At 65.3% G+C, this 2,023-nt stretch carries 2 protein-coding genes and 1 pseudogene; all 3 read right to left on the reverse strand.

Annotation, left to right across the window (positions count from 1 at the left end; all coding sequences use genetic code 11):
• Positions 1-255, reverse strand: a pseudogene (locus tag G6027_RS19130) (IS21 family transposase); the annotation flags it as partial.
• A gap of 127 nt (positions 256-382) precedes the next feature.
• Positions 383-859, reverse strand: a complete 477-nt coding sequence (locus G6027_RS17230; RefSeq protein WP_241727235.1) for a hypothetical protein — start codon at positions 857-859, stop codon at positions 383-385.
• Positions 831-1,835, reverse strand: a complete 1,005-nt coding sequence (locus G6027_RS17235) for a tyrosine-type recombinase/integrase (RefSeq protein WP_346995788.1) — start codon at positions 1,833-1,835, stop codon at positions 831-833. The genes G6027_RS17230 and G6027_RS17235 overlap by 29 nt, the downstream gene beginning before the upstream one ends.
• Between the last annotated feature and the right edge of the window lie 188 nt (positions 1,836-2,023).

Consider the following 2,023-nt stretch of genomic DNA (forward strand, 5'->3'; position numbering starts at 1 on the left):
TCGCTGCCAGACGCGGCGGGCGGTATGACGCTGCTTGCGAGGCGCCTGCAGGTCCTCGGTCAACCAGTGCCGAATCGTCGCCTCATGCGGGCCCAGCACCGGGGCGGTGCGTTGCGGGCTCTTGCGCGGCGGCGGCACCGCATCGGCCAGCGCCGCGCGCACGGTACGGCGGTGGACCTTGTGCTTGGCGGCCAGCGCCCGGATGGACAGGCCTTCATCCCGGGCATCTCGTCGGATACGTTCGAACTGCTCCACTCTCGATCTCTCCTTCAACCCCTTGCCTCTCGTGAACGTCTTTGGTCGGACGACACGAAACTTAGGGTCTGGTTGATCGAGGGTGGGGCCATTTCAGAACAGCACTACGCCTCCAAGTGGGGCCACTTCAGACTGGCACACTCATCAGCTCGGTAATCGGGCGGCCAGTCTGGATCAGTAGCCGCACCGGCACCTGCGACCCGGTCGCCAGCCGCACCCGCAGTGAGAACCCCAGGTCCTCGGATGCAGACAGAAATCGATCGATCTCCGGCTGCAGCCAGCTGGACTGGATTTCTCTCCAGATCGAGGACAGCTTGCGTTCGAGCAGATAGTCAAAGCCGGGACGAAGGCCCTGGTGAACCATCAGGTACGTGATCAGCGGGCGGGTCTGACTTCCCGCGGCGAGCCGGTCGGCAAGTGGCTGCTGGGCCCAGGCCTCGGGGTCGGGCCAGGTGCGCAAGAACTTCCGTGCGGCGCGCTCGTAGACCGCGTTTCCCCGGCCCGTAGCGGCGAGGCGATCGAGGTAGGCCTGCAACAGGTCCTCGGCCACCAACCCCGAACCGGTGACGGCGGCGTCACCGGGCCTGGTTGCGAAGGCGTGCACGTGCGGCATCGAACTCCCCTTTCACGTGGACCGGAGCCAGATGAACGTAGCGGGCAGTGGTATCGACGTGGGCGTGCCCGAGCAGGGCCTGCATCACCGCCAGGTCGACGCCGGCCTCGGCCAACACGGTGCCGAAGGTGTGCCGCAACGCATGTGGATGTCCACCGGTGACTCCGGAGATCTCCCGGTGGTACCGGAAGATCGTGCGCAGGCCCGCCGGAGTCAGCCCCTGCCCGCGGGTGGCGCCCTTAGCCACCAGAAACAGCCGATCCGAATCGGATTCGGGACGTTCTGCCAGCAGATACACATCAATCACTGCCCCGACGTCGGGATCCAGGGGCACGCGACGCTGCTTGGCGCCCTTGCCGGTGACGGTGATCCACCGCCCTCCAATGTCGACGTCGGTGACGTTCAGCCCCAGCACTTCGCAAGACCGCAGGCCGCACCACAGCATCAGTCCCGCGATCGCCCGGTCTCGCCACGTCCGCAGACTCGCGACCAGGGCCGCCGCATCCGGCGCAGACAACGCCACCGGCAGCGTTCTCGCCTCCCGCAGTCGCAACGCCGAGCGGGGCTGTCGACGTCTCCTGGTGTGGGCGAGCATCCCAGACCTCTCCCCAGCGACCAGCCACCGCGCCTCGCGACCTCGCGGGACGGGATTGATGGCGTTCGGATCCCTGAGCCCAGTGAAGGAGTACAGGCCCGAGATCGCCGCCAGGCGCCGATTGATCGTCGTGGCCGCGTACCGGTCCACTCGCTGGCCAGTCATCGTCACCACGTTCGTCCCCACCCGGCCCGGGACCGTCGCCTCCCGGCAGACCCTGAGATAGTCGAGCAGGTCATTGGTTATCACCGACGCGAGGTCGAGGTCCTGATCGAGCAACCACCGGCAAAAGGCCAGCAGGTCATACCCATACGCTCGAACCGTCGCCGGCGAGTAGTTCCGATCCAGCAGATAGAGCAGATACTCATTCACGAGCTGGAACCGGGAGGCCTCCGACCCAGCCAGCACCCAACCGTGGTCATCTCGTTCAATCCGAAGGCCGAGTCTGCTGTTCATGGAAACAGGTGTAGCACTTGTGACTCACATCACAGATGATTAGCTACTTCGTGGCGTGTCGCTGACCAGCAATGATTATCGAATTAGCCGGTTAAGAGGGAGTC

The organism is Dietzia sp. SLG310A2-38A2 (assembly GCF_014145095.1).
GTDB lineage: Bacteria > Actinomycetota > Actinomycetes > Mycobacteriales > Mycobacteriaceae > Dietzia.